This window comes from Bacillus marinisedimentorum, assembly GCF_001644195.2.
Classification (GTDB): domain Bacteria; phylum Bacillota; class Bacilli; order Bacillales; family Bacillaceae_O; genus Bacillus_BL; species Bacillus_BL marinisedimentorum.
In genome coordinates this window covers 52,856-71,386 of record NZ_LWBL02000008.1, presented here as the reverse complement: position 1 = coordinate 71,386, position 18,531 = coordinate 52,856, and the positions used below count along the sequence as shown (strand labels likewise).

The 18,531-nt window shown below is 46.6% G+C and carries 17 protein-coding genes; 14 read left to right on the top strand and 3 right to left on the bottom strand.

The window, feature by feature from the left end; translation table 11 throughout:
• Positions 1-236: 236 nt before the first annotated feature.
• Together A4U59_RS02040 and A4U59_RS02035 are read right to left on the bottom strand one after the other, a co-directional pair.
• The gene (locus tag A4U59_RS02040) at positions 237-1,634 is read right to left on the bottom strand and encodes an amino acid permease (RefSeq protein ID WP_066175557.1); all 1,398 of its coding nucleotides are present in this window, start codon (positions 1,632-1,634) and stop codon (positions 237-239) included.
• A 695-nt stretch (positions 1,635-2,329) separates the two neighbouring features.
• Positions 2,330-3,943 carry a sigma 54-interacting transcriptional regulator gene (locus A4U59_RS02035; protein ID WP_106406281.1) on the bottom strand — a complete coding sequence of 538 codons (1,614 nt, stop codon included), beginning with the start codon at positions 3,941-3,943 and terminating at the stop codon, positions 2,330-2,332.
• A gap of 271 nt (positions 3,944-4,214) precedes the next feature.
• Here A4U59_RS02035 and flaG point away from each other — a divergent pair, with 271 nt between their 5' ends.
• The 7 genes from flaG to hpf all read left to right on the top strand — a co-directional run bounded on the left by flaG (position 4,215) and on the right by hpf (position 8,746).
• Complete coding sequence (gene flaG, locus A4U59_RS02030; RefSeq protein WP_066175554.1) at positions 4,215-4,592, top strand: flagellar protein FlaG; 378 nt, start codon at positions 4,215-4,217, stop codon at positions 4,590-4,592.
• A 19-nt stretch (positions 4,593-4,611) separates the two neighbouring features.
• Positions 4,612-6,153, top strand: a complete 1,542-nt coding sequence (locus A4U59_RS02025) for a flagellar hook-associated protein 2 (protein WP_066175551.1) — start codon at positions 4,612-4,614, stop codon at positions 6,151-6,153.
• A 236-nt stretch (positions 6,154-6,389) separates the two neighbouring features.
• Positions 6,390-6,791, top strand: coding sequence for a flagellar export chaperone FliS (gene fliS / locus A4U59_RS02020; RefSeq protein ID WP_066175548.1), 402 nt, complete (start codon positions 6,390-6,392; stop codon positions 6,789-6,791).
• Positions 6,791-7,144, top strand: a complete 354-nt coding sequence (gene fliT / locus A4U59_RS02015) for a flagellar protein FliT (RefSeq protein ID WP_066175546.1) — start codon at positions 6,791-6,793, stop codon at positions 7,142-7,144. Before fliS ends, fliT begins: the two co-directional genes overlap by 1 nt.
• A gap of 10 nt (positions 7,145-7,154) precedes the next feature.
• A complete protein-coding gene (locus tag A4U59_RS02010) occupies positions 7,155-7,541 on the top strand; it encodes a DUF8042 domain-containing protein (protein WP_066175543.1) in 387 nt (128 codons plus the stop codon).
• 205 nt (positions 7,542-7,746) lie between these two features.
• Positions 7,747-7,944 carry a cold-shock protein CspD gene (gene cspD / locus A4U59_RS02005; RefSeq protein ID WP_066175538.1) on the top strand — a complete coding sequence of 66 codons (198 nt, stop codon included), beginning with the start codon at positions 7,747-7,749 and terminating at the stop codon, positions 7,942-7,944.
• Positions 7,945-8,185: 241 nt separating this feature from the next.
• Positions 8,186-8,746: a ribosome hibernation-promoting factor, HPF/YfiA family gene (gene hpf / locus A4U59_RS02000; RefSeq protein WP_066175534.1), complete on the top strand. Its 561-nt coding sequence runs from the start codon at positions 8,186-8,188 to the stop codon at positions 8,744-8,746.
• A gap of 49 nt (positions 8,747-8,795) precedes the next feature.
• Here hpf and A4U59_RS01995 read toward each other — a convergent pair whose 3' ends face one another.
• Entirely contained in the window at positions 8,796-9,137 is a 342-nt protein-coding gene (locus tag A4U59_RS01995) for a hypothetical protein (protein WP_066175531.1), read from the bottom strand.
• A 460-nt stretch (positions 9,138-9,597) separates the two neighbouring features.
• Here A4U59_RS01995 and secA point away from each other — a divergent pair, with 460 nt between their 5' ends.
• The 7 genes from secA (at position 9,598) to A4U59_RS01960 (ending at position 18,394) form a co-directional block, all read left to right on the top strand.
• Positions 9,598-12,114: a preprotein translocase subunit SecA gene (secA, locus tag A4U59_RS01990; protein ID WP_066175525.1), complete on the top strand. Its 2,517-nt coding sequence runs from the start codon at positions 9,598-9,600 to the stop codon at positions 12,112-12,114.
• Positions 12,115-12,261: 147 nt separating this feature from the next.
• Positions 12,262-13,360 (top strand): peptide chain release factor 2 gene (gene prfB / locus A4U59_RS01985; protein ID WP_245680473.1). Its coding sequence is split into 2 segments (ribosomal slippage): positions 12,262-12,324 and positions 12,326-13,360, totalling 1,098 coding nucleotides; the frame shifts between segments, so codons are not numbered across the junction.
• A 413-nt stretch (positions 13,361-13,773) separates the two neighbouring features.
• Positions 13,774-14,643: a YitT family protein gene (locus A4U59_RS01980; protein ID WP_066175655.1), complete on the top strand. Its 870-nt coding sequence runs from the start codon at positions 13,774-13,776 to the stop codon at positions 14,641-14,643.
• Positions 14,644-14,712: 69 nt separating this feature from the next.
• Positions 14,713-15,141 carry a cytochrome c551 gene (cccB, locus tag A4U59_RS01975; protein ID WP_066175522.1) on the top strand — a complete coding sequence of 143 codons (429 nt, stop codon included), beginning with the start codon at positions 14,713-14,715 and terminating at the stop codon, positions 15,139-15,141.
• Between the two features lie 296 nt (positions 15,142-15,437).
• Complete coding sequence (gene ftsE / locus A4U59_RS01970; protein WP_066175519.1) at positions 15,438-16,124, top strand: cell division ATP-binding protein FtsE; 687 nt, start codon at positions 15,438-15,440, stop codon at positions 16,122-16,124.
• Positions 16,114-17,007: a permease-like cell division protein FtsX gene (ftsX, locus tag A4U59_RS01965; protein ID WP_066175516.1), complete on the top strand. Its 894-nt coding sequence runs from the start codon at positions 16,114-16,116 to the stop codon at positions 17,005-17,007. Before ftsE ends, ftsX begins: the two co-directional genes overlap by 11 nt.
• Positions 17,008-17,083: 76 nt before the next feature.
• On the top strand, positions 17,084-18,394 hold the full coding sequence (locus A4U59_RS01960; RefSeq protein WP_066175513.1) for a murein hydrolase activator EnvC family protein: 1,311 nt from the start codon (positions 17,084-17,086) through the stop codon (positions 18,392-18,394).
• Positions 18,395-18,531 lie beyond the last annotated feature (137 nt).

Genomic DNA, 18,531 nt, shown 5'->3' with positions numbered 1-18,531 from the left:
GCTTGTCCGCGGAACGTTTTGACGATGCTTTTCTCGAAAAAACAAAAAATTTTGTAGTGTGAATTAATTTTGTGCCAAATAAGGGGAAAGTGGGGCAAGGTGTTGCGAAAAGTTGACAGAATTTTTTATCACCGTCAATAAATCTTGATGCGTTGCCACGGTGTTTATAGGGGCATGCGGCTGCGAAAAAACCGGAATCGGCAATATGGTTTGATTCCGGTTTTAGACGATCGTTCTTATACTGCTTTTCGGTCTGGAATGGCATCAGCCGGCTGTTCTTTGCGCTTCAGCTTGTAGCCGATGTAGAGAATCCCGAACCAGACAGGTGCGACGAATAGGGCCACCCGCATGCCGTCGATGAAGGCCATCAGGACAATAATGAAGGCAAGGAAGGTGAGTGCCACATAAGATGAAAATGGATGCAGCGGCAGTTTGAACTTGAGCTTGTCCACTTCCTCAGCGGTTTTTGCTTGCCTGAATTTCAGCTGGGTGATGAGAATGATCGTCCAGCTTGTGACCACGGCCACCGTTGCGACGGCAGAGATGTAAAGGAACACTTTTTCAGGAACAATATAGTTCAGGAATACAGCGACGAGCAGGAATGACGATGAAAAAAGAATGCCGCGGCTCGGTGTGCTGTATTTGTTCAGTTTGCCGAAAAATTTCGGACCGTTGTTTTGCAGGGACAGGTTATAGAGCATGCGGCCGGTGCTGAACAGTCCGCTGTTGAAGGCGGAAAGGGCTGCGGTCAGTACGACAAAGTTGATGATATGGGCAGCGCCGGCAATGCCGATTTTGTCGAAGATCAAGACAAACGGGCTGCCGTTCGTGCCGACTTCATTCCATGGATACAGAATCATCATGATGCCGAGCGCGCCGATATAGAAAATCAAAATGCGCCAGATGACATTGTTGATCGCTTTTGGAATCGTGCGTTGCGGGTTGTTCGCCTCACCTGCTGTTATCCCGACGAGTTCCACGCCGCCGAACGAGAACATGACCATGACGAGTGACAGGACGATGCCGGTGACGCCGTTCGGCATGAAGCCGTCATTGACCCAGAGGTTTTCAAAGCCAATCGGCTGCCCGCCGTTTCCGATACCGAAGAAGATGATGCCAAGGCCGGCAATGATCATACCGACAATAGCTACGACTTTGATGAGGGCAAACCAAAACTCGAATTCACCGAACGCTTTTACGTTGATCAAGTTGACAGATGTGATAAGTACTAGTGCGGCAAGGGCTGACACCCACTGCGGAATATCCGGGAACCAGTAATTCACGTAAACGCCGACGACCGTGATTTCGGCCATTCCGACGACAACCCACATGAACCAGTACGTCCAGCCCGATAAATAACCGGCAAATGGTCCGACATAACGGTTTGCATAGGAACTGAACGATCCCGAAACCGGTTCGGCCACCGCCATTTCACCGAGCGCACGCATAATCGTGAAAATGATGATGCCCCCAATCAAATAGGAAAGAACGATTGCCGGCCCGGCCATTTGGATGGTTGCGCTCGAGCCATAGAACAGCCCGACCCCGATGGCGCCGCCAAGCGCGATGAGCTGGATGTGGCGGTTGCTCAACCCCCTTTGCAACCCCTCGTTTTCTTGTTGAACATTACCCATGTAAAAAAACACCCCTTTGCGTAATTTATGTGTGCACAAGAGGTAATTGCAAAAATTGTGCCAAAATATAGACAGGGGCATTATGCTGAGTAATTTTGTTTGGGTCATTTAAAGAAAACTGATGCCTATTGTTGGAAAGATTCGACAAACTGATTTTACCTGTAACTGAGATTCCTTTTGATTAGAATAACAATGCTGCTGATTTGTTTTTGAATCTAAGCATTTTTGTTAAGTTAGGACACTATTTAGTGGAATAGAACTGACTAATAGCCTGTTCGAATCCATTGCATTTTAAAATGGGATGTTGATTTCCGCTGCAGGGGCTCGCTTTCACCCGAGGGCACAAGCGCGACATCTGTTCCTGCTTCCCTCCGGTCGCACTCACAGTGTCTTCTTTGCCGCGGGGCGGGCGGTGAGCTTCCTCGTCACTTCGCTCCTGCGGGATCTCACCTGTTCCGCTGCTCCCGCAGGAGTCGAGCCCCTTCCGCTCCAATCAACTTGTGCGTGAATGGATTTCCAGCTTTAATTTGATTTTGCCAGATGATTTAGATGAAAATCCATGTGTTTTTGTTAGCTATTTGAACAGTTCTTTATGGTGACAGGCATACTGCGTTTTAGTATATTATTTCACCTATTTATACATCTTTTCCACCATCTCGGAAGCTTTTTTATTCTCCTGTCATATGAGCGTTTTTTTAATGATACATGATGCCCAGCTTTTTCATTTTATTAATGACGGTTGTATTCGAAATGCCGAGCACACGGCCGGCTTTACGTGACGAATCATGTGTTTTTAACACTTCAAGAATGACTTTGCGCTCGACTTCGCTCACGATATCCTTCAATTGAGGAATGTCGCCATTTAAATCAACTGTAATCGAGAGCGATTCCCCATCTTGCTGTTTGGGCGCTGCTGCCGGGCGTTCACTGGAAAGGGCCGTCCAGGCATGAAAATCATCGATGGTGATGGTTGTGCCGGATGCAAGATTGATCATCCGTTCCAGCGTGTTTTCAAGCTGGCGGACGTTTCCCGGCCACGTTTGTTCCATCAAATAATTCATGCTCTCATTGTCAATGGATGTATCCGGGCGCTCGAGCTTGCGGCTCAGTTTCCGCAGTAAATAATTCACGAGCAGCGGTATATCTTCTTTCCGTTTGCAAAGCGGCGGAATATTGAGCGGCACGACGTTCAGCCGGTAATAGAGATCCTCGCGGAAATCATTTTTTTCGACCATTTCTTCAAGATTGCGGTGTGTGGCGGCGATGATCCGGACATCGACAGGGATTTCTTTCGTCCCGCCGACCCTGCGGATTGTGCCTTCTTGCAGGACGCGGAGCAGCCGCACTTGCATATGCAGGGACAGCTCGCCGATTTCGTCAAGAAAAAGCGTGCCGGTATGGGCCTGCTCGAACAATCCTTTCTTGCCGCCTCTGGAAGCGCCTGTGAACGCACCTTCCTCATAACCGAACAGTTCGCTTTCAAGCAGCGATTCTGGCAGTGCTGCGCAGTTGATGACGACAAACGGCTGGTCCGCCCTGTTGCTTTCCCTGTAAATCGCCCGAGCGAACAGTTCCTTGCCGGTTCCGCTTTCCCCTCTGATCAAAATGGAGGATGTGCTTTTCGAAATCATTTTCGCCGTCTCGATGACATTGTGCATTTGCGGACTTTGATAAATGATTTCATTGAATGAAAATCGTTTTTGCCTGTCGACTTTCGAGATGATTTCCTCGACTTGCTTGAAGTCCTTGATCGTTGCCACCGCGCCGATGACTTCCCCGGATTTATTGAAAATCGGCACGCCGCTCGTCAAGTAATGAAGAACTTTGTTGTTTTTCTTCAATTTCACTTCCTGAAGCTTGTATGCCTGCCCGGTCTTCAACATCTCGATGATCGGGATTTGTTTTTGCAATAACGTCTGGGCACTGACGCCGATCACGTTTTCAGAACCGATATAAAAAATTTCCCGTGCTTTCTCATTTATATGTGTGACAATTCCGTCCTGGTCCACGGCGATGACCCCTTCATCAACCGAATTCAAGATGGTCGTCAGCTGGCGTTCCCTCTCTTCATAAGGCATCAAACCTGTAACCTTGATCGAGTGTATGCCGTTGATTTCCTGAAGATCATTTATCAGCCACTGGATGCTGGCTGAAGAAGCACACTCGAACTTGATGCTCATTTTTTCATGAGCCTTCGCTTCCATTCCCACCAAATTGATGTTCCGTCCTTTTAAAAGGCTGAACACTTCATACCCGAGCCCGATCCGGTCATTGAACCGGATATCAAGGACGTATTCTTGTTTTGGCAAACTAAACACCCTCCCCATACGAAAACCGTTATGTAACCCCTTTCATTCATTATACGGCACCTTTTTCTAGAAGTTTGTGAGGGATATTACGATTTCTTGAAGGGTTGGGGGTATTTTTCTCGACAGGTGACAGGCACCTGTCGGAATTTGTCGGCATATATTTTGCTCTTTGTCTAATTCTTTTTTCACCAATTTGCTTTACGTGCTGTAATTGCCGAAGTTTCTACCGATATAAAACATAGAGAAAATAAAATAGCGGGAGGAAGACGGTATGATCGAGCATATTTCTTCGCAAGGCGTCTCCCAGTCAACAAGACTAACTTCTTTGGAAACTTCGGAAACGCTGAGAATGAAAGGGGAAGGAGAAGCCGGCCCTGATATACAGAAATCTGTTGATGAAAAAGCTGCACCGGTAAAGGAAGCATCAAAAGAGCAGCTTGAAGAAGTTGTGAAAGGCCTAAATGAGTTTTTGCAGCCTTCCCATACATACATTCAGTTTGAATTGCATGAGAAACTGAATGAGTATTATGTGACGGTGGTTGATGAGGTGTCAAAAGAGGTAGTCAGGGAGATCCCTGCGAAGAAGATGCTGGATTTTTATGCGGCGATGACCGAGTTTGTCGGTCTTGTTGTTGATAAGAAGATATAGGGGAAGGTGAGTACGCGTTATGGCAGATATGCGAATTGGCGGCCTTGCAAGCGGCATGGATATTGATACGATTGTAAGTGACTTGATGAAGGCGGAACGGATACCGCTCGATAAATTGACTCAGAAGAAGCAAATCCTGGAATGGCAGCGCGACGATTACCGTGAGATGAATAAATTGCTGAAAGAACTCGATACATCGATCTTTGACGGAATCGGCAGGCAGTCCACTTTTATTAAAAAGGCTGTCACCAGTTCAAATGAAGCTGCAGTGTCCGTCCGCAGTGTGAATGCCACAACGAACGTTTCCTCATCCATTGTCGTAAGCCAGCTGGCCAGGTCCGCTTACATGAACAGTGCAGGGAGCGCTATCAATGCAGGGGAGACGATCGATCCAAACGCAACACTCGATAGCCAGCGCACAAAGTTTGTTAATGATTGGGGCACAGCCAACACATTTACAATCCAGGGAATCCAAAAGGACGGAACAATGGGAGATCCGAAAACGGTGACCTTTGATCCGGCCAGCGACTCCTTGAACGATGTGATTAATAAAATTAACCAGCAAACAGATGTGATGGCCTTTTTTGATGAAACAACCGGAAGGATTTCGTTAAACGCAAAAAATACCGGTGATGTTTCGGGGAATGCCGAAATCATCGTTTCGGGCGCATTCGCAAATGATACTTTGAGGCTTCATAGTACAAATGAACAGGCTGCGTCTACAGGTATAGGGAGGCTCGGCCAGAATGCCGAATTCAGCTTGAACGGGCTTGCGACCACCCGGGCTTCCAATACGTTTACAATCAACGGCTACGAATATACCTTGAAAGAAGCAACAAATACTGAAATTTCGATTACCGCGGCAACGGATGTCGACTCCATTTTCGAATCGGTCGTGAAATTTGCCGATAAGTATAATGAGACAATTGAAAAAATCAATAAAGAATTGTCCGAGGAACGTTACCGGGATTACAAGCCTCTATCTGACAAGCAAAAAGAGGATATGTCCGATAAGCAAGTTGAAATGTGGGAAGAGCGGGCCAGAAGCGGATTGCTGAGGAGCGATACGATTTTGTCAGGCGGACTGAATCAGATGCGCCTGGATATGTATTCACCAGTCACAGGAGTAAATTCAGATTTCAATCAGCTTTCCGAAATCGGGATTAAGACATCCAGTAATTATCTGGACCGGGGGAAGTTGATTGTTGATGAAGGGAAGCTGAAAGAGGCGATTCGCAAAAATCCGAATGCAATTTTCGAATTGTTTAATGTGAATGGGGCTAGTCATTCACAAATGGGCATAGCTGACAGGCTTCGGGCTTCCATAGACAAAACAATGGATAAAATCGAAACAAGAGCAGGAAATCAGCTAAAAACCAATCAGCAATTCACCCTTGGCCGCCAGTTATCCAGCGTTGATAAACAAATCGACCGTTTTGAAGATCGCATGATTAAAATCGAAGACCGCTACTGGCGCCAGTTCACAGCCATGGAAAAAGCGATCCAGCGGTCAAACGAACAGGCGATGATGCTGATGAATTCGTTCGGCGGCGGAATGTAACAAAGATGCATTAAAAACCGGATCCATAACTCCGAGACTACTCTAAAATGCTGCGCATGTCCTTATGCCGGAAGAGTGAGGAGTGAGGATTAGGGGAAATGTATTCAACGCCCTGCGGAAAGGCCAGGCCGTTCGAATCGTTCGAACGTGCGTCCGACGATAGAAAAGGAATGATTTTGGGACAGGCTTAACAAATGCTTTTGCTAAGCCTAAAAGATAAAGGAGTGTTTCAATAAATGTCAATGGCAAACCCTTATCAAACGTATCAGAATAACAGTGTGAACACGGCTTCGCCTGGAGAACTCACATTAATGCTCTATAATGGCATATTGAAGTTTATTAAACAGGCGAAACAGGGAATTATAAATAAGAACATCGAAGCAAAGAATACAAACATCCAGAAGGCGCAGAAGATTATCAGTGAGCTGATGGTTACGACCAATCCTGATTACGAAGTGTCAGAGGGCATTTTGGCGATGTATGATTACATGAACCGCCGGCTGATGGAAGCGAATGTGAAAAATGACGTTGAGATTTTGGATGAAGTGGAAGGCTATGCGGTTGAGTTCCGGAATACGTGGAAAGAGGTCATCCGGCTGAACCGACAACAACAGCATGGACAAGGTGGTCGAGCGTAATGAGTACAGTTGACGAGCTTCTCGCGATAACGAAGAAGCTTCATGCTCATTTACAGCAGAAAGTTGTACCTGAGCAGCGTGACGAGTACATTAAAACGATCGAAAGCCTGCTTGGCGAGCGGGATGCATACATCGGAAAGCTGGACCCTCCTTATTCAGAGGAAGAGGAGCAGGCCGGTGCAGAAATTGTTCGCTATAACCAGGAGATAGACACGATGCTCGAAGTGCTGATGGCTGATATTCAGACAGATATCCGCTTGCTGAAGCACCAGAAGCAATCTAACGAGAGGTATTCGAATCCTTACTCTTCTTCATCCTCAGCTGACGGTATGTTTTATGACAAACGGAAATAAGGTGAGAGCGATGAACGATTTGAATCAAAGTCAATTGGAGTTTGTGCAGCGGTATTATCACCTGCTTAATACGATTGAGGAAGGATTCGACTTTGTGGACGACTGCTTTGCCAGAGAAATCCCTGAAAAAGCAGATCCGATGCTCGGGGATATCTTAACAGCACTGAAAAAGGTGAGCGGCGCCAATACCCAGCTTCGGCAGCTGCTTGATGACGATGACTCGGTGGCGAATGCAGTCACCCAATTTGACGGTATCGTTGCTGTCCTTAAAGATATTGAAACTGAAACTGACTACACAAACGGCAAGCAAAGCTCAATCTGCAATAGGCTTATTCCTGCCTTTGAAACATGGAAATCGGATATCCAGCAGGCATTGAGCAGGTATGTGGTCCACTGATTCTTTACATATTGATTGCCTGGCAATTGCCAGGCAATATTTCCCGTTATTTCCCTGCTGAAGAATTTAGGAAGGTGTTTGTCGAATTTTATCATACGAAAACACAGGGTACAATTTGACTTTGGAGAGCGCTTTCGCTATATTCAAAGTGTGGATACCATTGCTGGATATCCGCTCAGTACTTATTCGAAGGGAATGTGAAAGAATGCAAGGAAAAGTAAAATGGTTCAACGCAGAAAAAGGTTTCGGTTTCATCGAGCGCGAAGATGGAGATGACGTTTTCGTACACTTCTCAGCGATCGAAGAAGAAGGTTTCAAGTCACTTGAAGAAGGTCAAGACGTTGAGTTTGAAATCGTTGAAGGCGCTCGCGGACCTCAAGCTGCAAATGTAACAAAGCTGTAATTTATGAATAAAAAGATCTCCGGACCTCTGATGGGTTGCGGAATGATTGCTTTTTAATCATAGAAATTACGCAAAAAACAAAACCCATCTCAGGTTGTTGAGGTGGGTTTTTGTCTACCTGCAGCTTTGTAAATCAGGTGTTAACAATGTTAACATATTGTTCATCTTTTTTTGTCAAATGGTAAAGGGTTTTAGGTTTCTGCGTCGAAATTGTTTTACATACCGAAAGGAGGAGTCCATTATGAATTTCAACATTAGAGGCGAAAACATCGAAGTAACTCCCGCACTACGTGAGTATGTGGAGAAAAAGGTGCTCAAGCTTGAGCGTTATTTCGATACTCCGCTAACCTCCGATGTCAACGTGAACTTAAAAGTTTTCAATAATGAGCACCAAATCGAGGTGACCATTCCGATGCCGCGCCTGCTCCTGCGGGCGGAAGAGCATCATACTGATATGTATGCCGCAATCGACCTGGTCGTCGACAAACTGGAACGCCAGATCCGTAAACATAAAACGAAAGTGAACCGCAAATTCCGGCAGGAGCGCCAGGAAGGCGCGCCGAAATATGTGTTTGCGAACATTGAGGGCAATGGCATAGAGGCCGAACCAGAAGACGATGAAGGCCTCGAAGTAGTCCGGACGAAGAGGTTTGATTTGAAACCGATGGATTCCGAAGAAGCGATTCTGCAAATGGATATGCTTGGCCACAGCTTCTTCGTTTTTGAAAATGCCGTAACCGGCAGCACCAATGTCGTGTACAGGAGAAAAGATGGAAGATACGGTTTGATTGAGCCGAGCTAACAAATCCAAAAAGAAACGCGCAGCCTGTTTCTTGCAAAGGCTGCGCGTTTTATTTTTTGGCATCTATAGTTTGAAATGAATTTCTTCGTGCTTCAGCTTCCTTCTTGTCGATCGCGATCCTTTTATGAAGACCGATTTTTGCGCTGGGATCGTTTGCGTTCATCCATAATGCTTTCAGTTCTCTATCTGCCTGTTTTTCGGCGCTGAATAAATAGTGGTGTGCAGTCGTTATAGTGTAATCAAGCGCAATCAGCGATTCGATCGAGAATCGATACCAATCTATATAGCGCTCAATGGATAGTTCACCTATTAGGTACTTTCTCCGATACCGGTAAACGGTATTCTTGTATATATCGACCAATTGTTTCTTTTGCTGTCTGATATCCCCCATTTACTCTGCAAACTCCTTTTTCAGCTTTTCTTCAATTATTTAAAATCTATTATAACGCAGATTCCGCAGGACGGTTACGCAAATTCGGTATTTATGTAATTTTAAGGGTGGAAAAGGGTGATTTTCACACATCTGGATATAGAGAAGACACGTTATTTTCCGGGAAATATCGACAGTATAACGCTTTTACACTCCCTATATAGTGGAAATCAACATCATTTTCAAAAAAACGCCTTTATTTGTTCACCTTTTTTACACAAACGGCCAAATAAAACGGCAGGTAAATCCATTATCTTCCTTTCGATAAGGCCCGCAGGCCCGTGAAACACTTGGCACTCTTTTCAAGAAAGTGTTAATATAAAGGTTGAATTGAAAAAAACAATACAGGAATAACTGCGGAAAAAATGAAGTTTTACCAGCCTTTCAATTAACTGAAATGAATACAGAGGAGCGTAATGCAATGCTTGGTATCCTGAAGAAAGTGATTGGTGATGGGAATCAGCGTCAACTGAATAAAATGCAAAAAACCGTTGATCAAATAGAGGCGATGGCCGATGAAATGAAGAAGCTTTCCGATGACGGACTGCGCGGGAAGACAGAAGATTTCAAGAAACGCTATGCGGATGGCGAGGATCTTGACAAAATGCTTCCGGAAGCTTTTGCGGTCGTGCGTGAGGCATCGACCCGCGTGCTGGGCATGACGCCGTATCCTGTACAGATAATCGGCGGTATTGCTCTCCACGAAGGAAATATTTCCGAGATGAAAACAGGTGAAGGTAAAACGCTGGCGGCGACGATGCCGGCATATTTGAATGCCTTGACAGGCAAAGGCGTCCACATTGTAACGGTCAACGAGTACCTGGCCAGCCGTGATGCCGCAGAGATGGGGCAGCTGTTTGAATTTCTCGGCCTTACAGTCGGCTTGAATGTAAGCGGCCTTTCCAAAGAAGAGAAAAAAGCGGCATATGAAGCCGATATCACATATGGGACAAATAATGAATACGGATTCGATTATTTGCGTGACAACATGGTGCTGTATAAAGAACATATGGTCCAGCGTCCGCTTCATTATGCAATCATTGACGAGGTCGACTCCATTTTGATTGATGAAGCACGGACACCTTTGATCATATCCGGGAGTGCCCAAAAATCCACCCAGCTTTATCATATGGCTGATTCGTTTGTCCGAACATTAAAAGGCGACGATGAAGATTACACATATGATGTGAAAACAAAAGGGGTCCAGCTGACAGAAGAAGGTATCAACAAGGCTGAGAAGTTTTTCAACATTGAAAACCTCTTTGATGTGAAGCATGTCCAGCTGAATCACCATATTAATCAGGCGTTGAAAGCGCATGTAAGCATGCAGCGCGATACCGACTATGTCGTGCAGGAGGGTGAAGTGGTCATCGTCGACCAGTTCACCGGCCGTTTGATGAAAGGACGCCGGTACAGTGACGGTTTGCACCAGGCGATCGAAGCGAAAGAAGCACTTGAAATACAGAATGAGAGTATGACACTTGCGACCATCACCTTCCAGAACTATTTCCGCCGCTACGAAAAGCTCGCCGGCATGACCGGTACGGCAAAGACAGAGGAAGAGGAATTCCGCAACATCTATAATATGAACGTTCTCGTCATTCCGACGAACCGCCCGATTGTCCGTGATGACCGGCCAGACCTGGTTTACAAGACGATCGATGGTAAGTTCCGGGCCGTTGTTGATGACATAGCGGAACGCTACAAAAAGGGCCAGCCGGTGCTTGTCGGCACGGTTGCTGTAGAAACTTCCGAGCTTTTATCAGCTTATTTGAAGAAAAAAGGCGTGAAGCATAACGTTCTGAACGCGAAAAATCACGGCAAAGAAGCGCAGATCATTGAGGATGCCGGTCAGCGCGGAGCTGTAACGATTGCGACCAACATGGCGGGCCGCGGTACCGATATCAAGCTCGGCGAAGGCGTCAAGGAACTTGGCGGACTCGCCGTCATCGGTACGGAGCGCCATGAATCACGCCGGATTGATAACCAGCTGCGCGGGCGTTCCGGGCGTCAGGGTGACCCTGGTATGTCCCAATTCTATCTTTCCATGGAAGATGAATTGATGCGCCGGTTCGGTTCCGATAATATGAAGTCGATGATGGAGCGCCTTGGCATGGATGATGAGCAGCCGATCGAGTCAAAGCTGGTCAGCCGTGCGGTTGAATCTGCCCAGAAACGTGTCGAAGGCAATAACTATGATGCCCGTAAACAGCTCCTTGCTTATGATGATGTCCTGCGCCAGCAGCGCGAGGTCATTTATGAACAGCGTAATGATGTGTTGAGTTCTGACAATCTCCGCGAAATCATTGAGAAGATGATCCTGTCTTCCGTAGAAAGGATTGTGGCGGTTCACACCGGATCAGATATCGAAGAAGAGTGGGAGCTTGGACAGATCGTCAACTTTGTCAATGGAAACCTTCTTTCGGAAGGAACCGTTACCGAAAAGGACTTGAAGGGCATTGAGCCGGAAGAAATGATCGAGCTTATTATCGGAAAAGTGAAAGAGCGTTATGATGAGAAAGAGCAGCAGCTCACTTCTGAACAGATGCGGGAATTTGAAAAAGTCATCCTGCTCCGTTCCGTTGACTCAAAGTGGATGGATCATATCGATGCGATGGAACAGCTGCGCCAGGGCATCCACTTGCGCGCATATGGACAGACGGACCCGCTGCGTGAATATCAGATGGAAGGCTTCCAAATGTTCGAGAATATGATCGCTTCCATTGAAGACGAAGTGTCCCGCTATATTATGAAAGCGGAAATCCGCAACAACCTGGAACGACAGGAAGTGGCGAAAGAGTCTTCAGCTGTCCATCCTTCCGCAAATGAAGGCGAGGAAAAGAAGCGCAAGCCTTTTGTTAAGAAGGAAAATATCGGACGTAACGATCCTTGCCCATGCGGGAGCGGCAAAAAGTATAAGAATTGCCACGGAAGTTAACGATAGAATATGAATTTTTGCGGGCTCCCTCCGTGCGCGGAGGGGGTTCCTTACGGTATAATCCTTTCGGAAGTGCAGGCGGGGTGATAAAATGCCGGACTGCAGGGTATAAATGCTATAAATATGAAAAATAGATGAGGTGTCTTAATGGAACTTGCAGAAATCAAACAAGAGTTAGAAAAGATGTCCCGCCGTATCAATGATTTTAGGGGGTCTCTTTGACCTCTCCAGCAAAGAAAAACGGATAGCTGAACTCGAAGAAAGAATGGCGATGCCGACATTTTGGGATAACCAGAATGAGGCGCAAACAGTCATCAATGAAGTGAATGTCTTAAAAGACTCCGTCAATAAGCTTAAGGATCTGGATGAGCGCTACGAAAATTTGACGGTGTCCTATGAACTTGTAAAAGAAGAACATGATGACGATCTCCGTGAAGAGCTTGAAAGTGAGATCACCGGATTGACGGAGGATATGAACGAGTTTGAACTCGAATTGCTGTTAAGCGAACCGTATGATAAAAACAACGCCATTCTGGAAATCCATCCGGGTGCAGGCGGAACCGAATCGCAGGACTGGGCCTCGATGCTGCTCCGCATGTATACGCGCTGGGCTGAAGGCAAAGGCTACAAGGTCGAAACGCTTGACTACCTGCCAGGTGAAGAAGCAGGCGTCAAAAGTGTGACACTTAACATTAAAGGGCATAATGCCTACGGCTACTTGAAGGCGGAAAAAGGAGTCCACCGCCTCGTCAGGATATCCCCTTTTGATGCATCAGGGCGCCGCCATACGTCGTTCGTTTCCGTTGATGTGATGCCGGAATTCAATGATGATATTGAAATTGACGTCCGGACGGAAGATTTGAAGATCGACACGTACCGGTCAAGCGGAGCCGGCGGTCAGCACGTCAATACGACCGACTCGGCAGTCCGTATCACCCATACGCCGACGAACACGGTTGTCACGTGCCAGTCTGAGCGGTCCCAGATTAAGAACCGTGAAAGAGCGATGAAAATGCTGAAAGCGAAACTGTACCAGCTCAAGATTGAAGAGCAGGAACAGGAACTTGCCGAAATCCGCGGCGAGCAAAAAGATATCGGCTGGGGCAGCCAGATCCGCTCGTACGTCTTCCATCCGTATTCAATGGTAAAAGACCATCGCACAAATGTGGAAAACGGCAACGTGCAGGCCGTAATGGACGGCAAACTCGAACCGTTCATCGATGCATACCTGCGCTCTAAGCTTTAATGCGGCAGACATAAAGAAGAAATCAAACACCCGCTGACCGGGCTTTCCGGCAGCGGGTGTTTTTTGGCTGTTAAGGAATTATAAATTTTTTGGGTGTGGATGAAAAGCCAGAAGGGTGCCATCCAGCTCCAGGCGCCAGCGGCTATCGTCATAAGCGGTGATCCCCTCCGGAAGGAAAGATCACCTTCCTGCGGGTACCCCCGCTTATGCGTACACCGCTAAGCGGGCGCCTTGCGCTTTTGTTCCTAGTTGCAAATAATGCCTGGCAATTGCCTGGCACTTCCCAGGCAATTGCCAGGGACTGCACTTCATTAACGCGTTATTATGGCTGCGTTTACACGTTTTCGGGTGCATGATATAGTAGCAAAGGTTAAAGCTACAAATAATGTCGAAGAAAGAGTGTATGCATAATGATGATGGTGAAAAACTATAAGAGGCACGGGGTTGATCCAAAGCTCCAGCTTGCCCTTGATTATTTGTTTGTCCTTATCGGATCCAGTCTGGTGGCGCTGGCGTTCAATTTGTTCCTGCTGCCGAATCGCGTTGCTTCAGGCGGTGTTTCGGGAATCAGTACGATTACAGATGAACTGTTTGGGTTTGAGCCGGCGTATGTTCAATGGGGCTTCAATATCCCGCTGTTCATTTTAGGTGTGGTGCTGCTTGGCCGCCAGTTCGGGATGAAAACGTTCGTCGGCACGCTGTTTTTGCCGTTTGTCGTATACCTGAGCCGAGATATGGAGGCTGCCACTCTCAATCCCCTTCTTGGCGCCCTGTTCGGCGGCATTGGTGTCGGGCTTGGGCTCGGTATTGTATTTAAGGGGAAAGCATCGACAGGCGGAACGGATCTGGCCGCACAGATCATCCATAAATATACCGGCATTTCCCTCGGCGCAAGTGTGGCGGTTATTGACGGCATCATCGTGACCACCGCTGCGGTCGTGTTTGATATCGAGCGGGGGCTGTATGCACTGATCGGGCTGTATGTGACGAGCAAAACGATCGATCTTGTCCAGGTAGGTTTCGGCTATACAAAAATGGCGATGATCATCACCGGCAAAGAGGAAGAAGTCCGGATGGGCATTTTAAATGAAATCGACCGGGGCGTGACCCGACTGTCCGGATATGGCGGCTTCACAGACGATGAGCGCCCGATTTTGATGTGTGTTGTGGACCAGACGGAATTCACAAAATTGAAACAATTGGTTAAAAGTATTGACCCATCAGCATTTGTCGTGGTGATGAACGCAGCTGAAGTGCTCGGTGAGGGTTTCAATCGGTCCTGACATGGTTATACTTAAACAGTAGGAATGGAAAGTTTCACTAAAATCATCCATAGTTAGGGGGAAAAGCGAGTGAGTAAAAAACTATTGGCAATCCTGTTCGGTTCGATGCTTGTTCTAGGTGCCTGCGGCGGCGGAGAAGAGAATGCAGATGAACCGGCAGAGAACAATGAACCTGCAACTGAAGAACCTGCAGAAGATGAAGGAACGACTGATGAAGGAACAACTGAAGAAGGCGGAGAAGAAGGTGCAGAAGAAGGCGAAGGGACAGCTGCTGTAGATGAAGAGGCAGCTGCTGAGCTGTATGCACAGAGCTGTGTCCAATGCCACGGCCAAAACCTTGAAGGGCAAGTAGGACCGGCCTTGAATGAGGTTGGCAGCAAGCTTTCCAAGGATGAAATTTTAGATATTATCGAAAATGGCCAGGGGTCAATGCCGGGCGGACTGCTTAAAGGTGACGATGCTGATATGGTCGCAACCTGGCTCGCAAATATGAAGTAATTTTCTTATTTGGAAAGCGAATGGAAATTGCATGAGTATGAGGAGTTTTCTGTTTTATTACAGAAAACTCCTTTTTTGTTACATACATAACAAATATTGTCAATAATTCTGTTTTTTGAAACATAATTGTAATGTGAAAATAGCAGATTATGACTTAAAATGGCGAATGTTGATGTTATAATAAATGAGTCAAAAACAAAGCGAACGAGCATCGTACTCTAAATAGACAGATAAACACAAGAATGGCAGCAGGAATAATTCGTTTGACAACAACAAAGTGTTTAGGTGGGTTGATTATGATTGAAATGAAGGAAGTATACAAAACCTATCGGAATGGTGTAACTGCGATTAACGGCATTGATGTCACCATTGCGGACGGGGATTTTGTTTACATAGTGGGCCCGAGCGGTGCCGGCAAGTCCACTTTCATTAAAATGATGTACCGTGAAGAGAGGCCGACAAAGGGGACAATCTTATTCAACGGCATTGACCTGTCGAAGATAAAAGAACGGAAAGTTCCGTTTGTCCGCAGAAAAATCGGGGTCGTATTCCAGGATTTCAAGCTTTTGCCGCGATTGACGGTTTATGAAAATATAGCATTTGCATTGGAAGTCATTGAAGAAAATCCGAAGACGATCAAGAAAAAGGTCATGGATGTCCTTGATCTTGTAAAATTGAAACATAAGGCACGCATGTTTCCGGACGAGCTTTCAGGCGGCGAACAGCAGCGGATATCCATTGCCCGTTCGATTGTGAACCACCCGAGTGTCGTAATTGCAGACGAGCCAACCGGAAACCTTGATCCGGAAACGTCCTGGGATATCATGAACACATTTGAAGAAGTCAATAATATGGGAACTACCATTATTATGGCTACCCATAATCGTGAAATCGTAAACACCATTCGCAAACGTGTCATAGCCATCGAAAATGGCCAAATTGCCCGCGATGAGTCGAAGGGGGAATATGGCTATGAAATTTAATACGATCGGCCGCCATTTCCGTGAGGGCTTTAAAAACATCAAACGAAACGGCTGGATGACATTTGCTTCAGTCAGTGCAGTGACGGTTACACTGCTGCTGGTCGGCATTTTCCTTGTCATCATGCTGAACTTGAATCATCTTGCTTCCCAGGTGGAAAAGGATGTCGAAATCAGAGTGCATGTCGGCTTGACGGCATCACCTGAACAGCAGGCAAAGCTTGAAGACCGGATTAAAGGTATTTCAGAAGTCTCGAATGTCACCTATTCTTCCAAAGAACAGGAACTCACAAAAGTAATCGAGAGTTTTGGGGAAGAAGGAGCCGCATTCGAGTCGCTCCAAAAAGAGAATCCATTAAATGATGTTTTCATCGTAAAGACAACGAATCCTAAGGATACACCTGAAGTTGCAAAACAAATTCAGGATATGGAATTTGCATCAAAAGTCAATTATGGACAGGGGACGGTTGAAAAGCTCTTCTCGGTCGTTGAAGTGGCCAGAAATGCCGGGATCATTCTAATTGCCGGCCTGCTTTTCACAGCCATCTTCCTGATCTCGAATACGATTAAAATTACAATCGTAGCCCGCCGAAAGGAAATCGAAATCATGAAGCTTTGCGGAGCCACAAACGGGTTTATCCGCTGGCCGTTTTTCGTTGAAGGCGCCGTATTGGGCATCATGGGTGCTGTCCTGCCGATTGCGGCAGTGGCCTTCGGTTATGAGTATCTATACGACATCATCACACCAAGACTTGAAACAACATTTTTCAGTTTGCTGACATTCAGTCCATTTGTTTATGAAATAGCGGGGATCCTCGTGTTAATGGGTGCGTTCATCGGCATATGGGGAAGCACGATGTCTGTTCGTAAATTCTTGAAAGTTTAAATCTATCAATCTCATATATAGAAAAGCTAGAGATACAGCCGTTCGGCTGAAAGTACCAGAAGGGGGAAGTTGCGTCTTGAAAAAGAAAATTGTTGCATTCGGTCTGGCGATTGCGCTGGGAGCAGGAAGTGTATTAGGGTATGCAGGAACGGAAACCGCTTCGGCACAAAATTTTGATAAGCAGATTAAAGAATATCAAAGTAAGCAGTCTGATGTTGGAAAAGAACAGCAAAAAACCGAAGCGGAAATCCAGAAGGTGCAGGAAGAGCAGAAAAAGGTGGAAGCAGAAATCCAGCGCCTTGATGCAGCAGTAGAAGAAACGCTGGGGAAAATCCGCACAAAAGAAAAGGAAATTGCCCAAACACAAAAAGAAATTGAGCAGCTAAAAGTAGAAATCAAAGCACTCGAAAAACGCATTGCCGAGCGCGATGAGCTGCTGAAGACCCGTGTCCGTTCCGTTCAGGAGAACGGCGGTACAATCAGCTATATGGATGTTCTTCTTGGGGCTCAGAGTTTCGGTGATTTCATCGACCGCATTTCTGCTGTGACAACAATTGTCCAGCAGGATAAGGATATTCTTCAACAGCATCAGGATGACAAGGATGCGCTTGAACAAAAGAAAGCGGAAGTAGAGCAAAAGCTTGCCGATCTTGAGAAGAAGATGGAAGAACTGAAAGGTTTGAAAGCTGAATTGGAAGGTCAGGTGGCCAAAAAGAATCAGCTGATGAAAGAACTCAAGCAAGAAGAAGAACATCTGGAAGATCTGGCGATGGACCAGCAGGAAGAAATGGAAAACCTGAAAGCGCAGGAAGCAACTGTCCGCCAGATGAAAAAGGAATATGAAGCGGAACAGGCACGGATTGCACGTGAAAAAGCAGAAGCAGAAGCAGCAGCCAGAGCTGCGGCAGCGAAGAAAGCCAAGCAATCAAGCAGCTCGACTCCAAGCCATACATCTGCCCCGGCTCCTAAGCCTGCAACATCAAGCGGTGCATTCACAACACCGGCTGCCGGCCCGATCACATCGAACTACGGCCAGCGCTGGAGCAAACTGCATGCGGGGATTGATATCGGTAAACGCGGTACAAGCGTGCCGATTGTAGCGGCAGCGAGTGGGACAGTATTCCGTTCCTATTACTCTTCGTCTTATGGCAACGTCGTATACATTACGCATTATATTAAAGGCCAGCTGTACACAACGCTCTATGCGCATATGGAAAACCGCATGGTAAGCACAGGCCAGAAGGTCAGCAAAGGCCAGATGCTCGGATACATGGGCAACACCGGCCGTTCATACGGTGCGCACCTGCACTTTGAACTGCACAAAGGCCCATGGACTGCCGACAAAAGATACGCAGTTGACCCAAGGCCGTATATCCCTGGCTGGTAATAAGCTCATAACAGCTTTAGCATAATCCGTACAAGCATTTCATAGTATGAGATTGAAGAAGGCATCGCACTCTTCCCAGTGTGGTGCCTTTTCTGTAAAGTTGGATCCTTTTGGAACTGCAATCGATACGCGTTTTC